The sequence below is a fragment of the Nocardia sp. NPDC004722 genome, from assembly GCF_053601505.1.
Genome location: NZ_JBSGBY010000806.1, coordinates 1 through 3126 on the forward strand (window position 1 = coordinate 1; position 3126 = coordinate 3126).

5 protein-coding genes and 1 pseudogene are annotated in these 3126 nt (G+C 66.0%); 2 read left to right on the forward strand and 4 right to left on the reverse strand.

Annotated features, from left to right (window positions below):
- Positions 1–836 (forward strand): MFS transporter (locus tag ACWELQ_RS42190; RefSeq protein ID WP_452402592.1); only part of this gene is annotated, 836 nt, incomplete at its 5' end.
- 51 nt (positions 837–887) lie between these two features.
- On the opposite strand, the gene ACWELQ_RS42195 is transcribed toward ACWELQ_RS42190, so the two are convergent.
- Both ACWELQ_RS42195 and ACWELQ_RS42200 read right to left on the reverse strand, forming a co-directional pair.
- Positions 888–1094: a DUF5302 domain-containing protein gene (locus ACWELQ_RS42195; RefSeq protein WP_452402593.1), complete on the reverse strand. Its 207-nt coding sequence runs from the start codon at positions 1092–1094 to the stop codon at positions 888–890.
- A gap of 10 nt (positions 1095–1104) precedes the next feature.
- Entirely contained in the window at positions 1105–1572 is a 468-nt protein-coding gene (locus ACWELQ_RS42200; protein ID WP_452402594.1) for an SRPBCC family protein, read from the reverse strand.
- Positions 1573–1731: 159 nt separating this feature from the next.
- On the opposite strand from ACWELQ_RS42200, the gene ACWELQ_RS42205 reads away from it, so the two are divergent.
- Complete coding sequence (locus tag ACWELQ_RS42205; RefSeq protein WP_452402595.1) at positions 1732–2307, forward strand: TetR/AcrR family transcriptional regulator; 576 nt, start codon at positions 1732–1734, stop codon at positions 2305–2307.
- Here ACWELQ_RS42205 and ACWELQ_RS42210 read toward each other — a convergent pair.
- Together ACWELQ_RS42210 and ACWELQ_RS42215 are read right to left on the reverse strand one after the other, a co-directional pair.
- The gene (locus ACWELQ_RS42210) at positions 2304–2831 is read right to left on the reverse strand and encodes a phenolic acid decarboxylase (protein WP_452402596.1); all 528 of its coding nucleotides are present in this window, start codon (positions 2829–2831) and stop codon (positions 2304–2306) included. The two genes, ACWELQ_RS42205 and ACWELQ_RS42210, sit on opposite strands and share 4 nt — an antisense overlap.
- A 105-nt stretch (positions 2832–2936) precedes the next feature.
- Positions 2937–3126: pseudogene (locus ACWELQ_RS42215) on the reverse strand (D-alanyl-D-alanine carboxypeptidase); the annotation flags it as partial.

Here is a 3126-nt window from a genome sequence, read left to right on the forward strand (position 1 = left end):
GGACGACGCGGGCGGAGAGTTGGGCGACGGTGGGGGCGTCGAAGCTGCCGCTGTGGCTGTTCCGCAACCGCACCTTCGTGCTCACCTCGGCCATCGGCCTGGTCGTCGGCCTGGTCATGTTCGCGGCGCTCGGCTTCCTGCCGACGTATCTGCAGATGGCGACCGGCGCGACGGCCGCGGTGTCGGGACTGTTGTTGATTCCCATGATGATCGGCATGATGGCCACCCTCATCACCTCGATGAACGCCATCAACAAGACCGGCCGCTACCGGGTGTACCCGCCGGTGGGCGCGCTCATCATGGTGGCCGCCATGCTGTGGTTGACCCGCCTGGACGCGCACACCTCCATGTGGGTGATCGGCGGCATGCTGTTCGCGGTCGGCGCGGGGCTGGGCCTGATCATGCAGATCATCGTGCTGGTCGTGCAGAACGCGGTGAGCCCCGACCAGATCGGCACGGCCACCAGCGCCAACAACTACTTCCGTGAAATGGGCGGCGCGATCGGTGTTTCCATCTTCGGCTCGATCTTCACCCACCGCCTGACCGACGGGCTCACCGACGCCTTCCGCGCACATCCGCAGGAGGCGATGGCCGCCCACCTCGACCCCGGCAGCCTGGTGCCGACCGTGGTCAAGCATCTGCCCAGCGGTCTGCACGACGCCATTGTCGGCGCGTACGTGAACGCCCTGGTGCCTGGCTTCTGGTATCTGATTCCGGGCGCGTTGCTGGCTTTTGTGCTGGCACTGTTCATTCCGCACCTGAAGCTGTCGGATCAGGCGGGCATGGTGGCCCGCGGTGAGGCCGTGCTCGAGGAAGAGCCCAGTCCCGCAGCATGAATCACGAAGGCCCGGTCCAGACGGACCGGGCCTTCGTCGTTTTCGTAACGGCTAGCCGCCCGCGCGGCGGCGGAAGGTGCGTTTGCCGCCCGCTTGGGCGTGCGCGCCGCGGACCTTGCCGTCGTTGTGGTAACTGCCCGCTGCGGTGTGGCCGTTCTTGCGTTCGAGCGCTTCCCGGAACTTGCGCTTGGTCGCCTCCTCCGGCGACTCGGTAACTTCGCCCGCGGTATCGGCGGGGACTTCGTTTTCATCGGCCATGAGGCCCACCCTACGGGGTGCGGGAATCCTCGACTGCCGACTTGATTTTGGCGAGTGTCGCGTACATGCCGTCGGCCATCTCGACATCGAAGTTGTCCTCGCCGCCGAGGACGTGATCGACGATGGTGCGGGAGATCCAGGTCGTGCCCTCCGGAGGAACCGTGCGGCGATGGGTCAGTCGAGCGCCGGTCGCGGTCGGGGCGATCTCGAAGGACCAGACGCTGTTGTTGGTCAGGGTTCGGAAGGCGACCTCGCGGTTCGGCTCGAAGCGTTCGATACGCGAGGCTGTCGGCCAGTACTTGCGGCCCTGCCGGTTCATGTTGATCGTGTGAGCGCCCTTCCGCACGGCGCCCAGCGGCCGCATCACGCGGCACTGCTCGCTCCACTGCGGCATTCGCCGCAGATCGGACACCACGGTCCAGACCTGCGCGGGAGCGGCATCGATATCGATGGTCGCGGACAGATTCTTCTTCGTCATGGCGGTCTCCTCGGACCCGAAGTAATCGTCCGCTGATTCTAGTAATCAATTGATGGCATGGTCAATGCATGTGATTGCAGGCCAGGTAGGGCGGGTAATAATGTCCAGATGAACGCACCTGCGACAGACAGAACCGGCGGTTCGACGCGGGAGCGGCTGATGCGATCGGCGCTGAAGCTGTTCGCGGACAAGGGGTTCGCGGGCACCACGGTCGGCGACATCGAGGGCGACGCCGGGCTGGCCGTGCGCGGCGGCGGCTTCTACCGGCACTTCCAATCCAAGGAAGGCGTGCTCACCGCGGCCATCGACAACCAGATCAGCGAGATCGAGCAGGGGCAGGCGGCGGTGCTGGGCCTGCTGCCGCTGGGCGATCTGCGTTCGGAGCTGACGCTGGTGTGCCGTTGGCTGCTCGGCGCGATCGAGAAGCAACGCGATCTGCTGCGCATCATCGAACGCGACGGCGACCGCTTCCCGGAGCTGCGCGACCGCTGCCGCGTCCACCTCGTCGACGCCTCACACCTGGCCGCCGTGGCGTTCACGACCGGATGGGCGGCCGAGACGAGTCACCCGTCGAGCGATCCGGAAGCCTCGGCCGCCATCATGATCGGCGCGGTCTTCAACTACGTGCACACCCGATGGACCTACGGACAGCCGCCGCTCGGCGTCGACGAGGACCGCTTCGTCACGTCCTGGGTGAACTACTGCTACGACCTCATGACCGGAACGACCGGCTAGTTCGTGCGATTCGCGTAATCGTGCGGGAGTTTGCCCGGCGGGCAGTCGATGACGGTGTCGTCGTCGGCATCGCGGGTGGCGAGATAGGTGATGCGGCCGGTGGAGGCGACCAAGGTTTGCGGGTAGGTCGGCCCCTTGTCGCGTTCGCTGACGATCTCGGCGAGGTTGTCCTCGTAGCGGCCCAGGGTGCTTTCGGGGTAGTCCAGCATCCACTGCGGGTAGCAGGTGGTGGTGTGGACGCGGCGTTCGCCCAGCCACGCGATGAGAACGGTGACGGTGCCGGTGGGCTCGACCCAGGCGATCTTGTACATATCGCCCTCGAGCTGGATCATCTTCGCCGCCTGGTCGGTGGACCAGCGGCCGAACATCGGTCCCATCAGGCAGCGGAACGCGACCGCCTGCGAGTTGCGAACGTAGAGCTCGTATTTCCACCCATTCTCGTAGGCGTAGATGAGGTGTTGCCCCACGATGCCCGACAGATCGCCGGCCATCGCCGGTGCGGTAGCGGCATCCTCGGCGCTCATCGCAAACTCCTCTCGGCCGACCTGCGTCAAGACCCGGGTGTCCGAGCCAGCCTAGCCGCTGACCACAGGTTTGCCGCGCAAATGCCCGCCGACCGGTTGGAATGCTCAGGCGGGGATCTGCGGTGGGTGGTCGGGGACCAGCAGGGTGGCCAGGGCGGAGCCGATAGTGATGGCGCCGTTCTTGTTCGGATCCGAGGTGGGACCGAGGGTGGCGTAGACGACGATCGTGGTCGCGGTTTTCGTGTCGTAGAGGGCGACGCCGTAGTAGCCGCCATAGGACGGGTTCATGAAGAGC

What these genes read in the sequence shown, in the direction of transcription:
- ACWELQ_RS42205 (WP_452402595.1), top strand. Translation starts at nt 1,732, where the DNA reads ATGCGATCGGCGCTGAAGCTGTTCGCGGACAAGGGGTTCGCGGGCACC.
- ACWELQ_RS42195 (WP_452402593.1), bottom strand. Translation starts at nt 1,094, where the DNA reads ATGGCCGATGAAAACGAAGTCCCCGCCGATACCGCGGGCGAAGTTACC.
- ACWELQ_RS42210 (WP_452402596.1), bottom strand. Translation starts at nt 2,831, where the DNA reads ATGAGCGCCGAGGATGCCGCTACCGCACCGGCGATGGCCGGCGATCTG.
- ACWELQ_RS42200 (WP_452402594.1), bottom strand. Translation starts at nt 1,572, where the DNA reads ATGACGAAGAAGAATCTGTCCGCGACCATCGATATCGATGCCGCTCCC.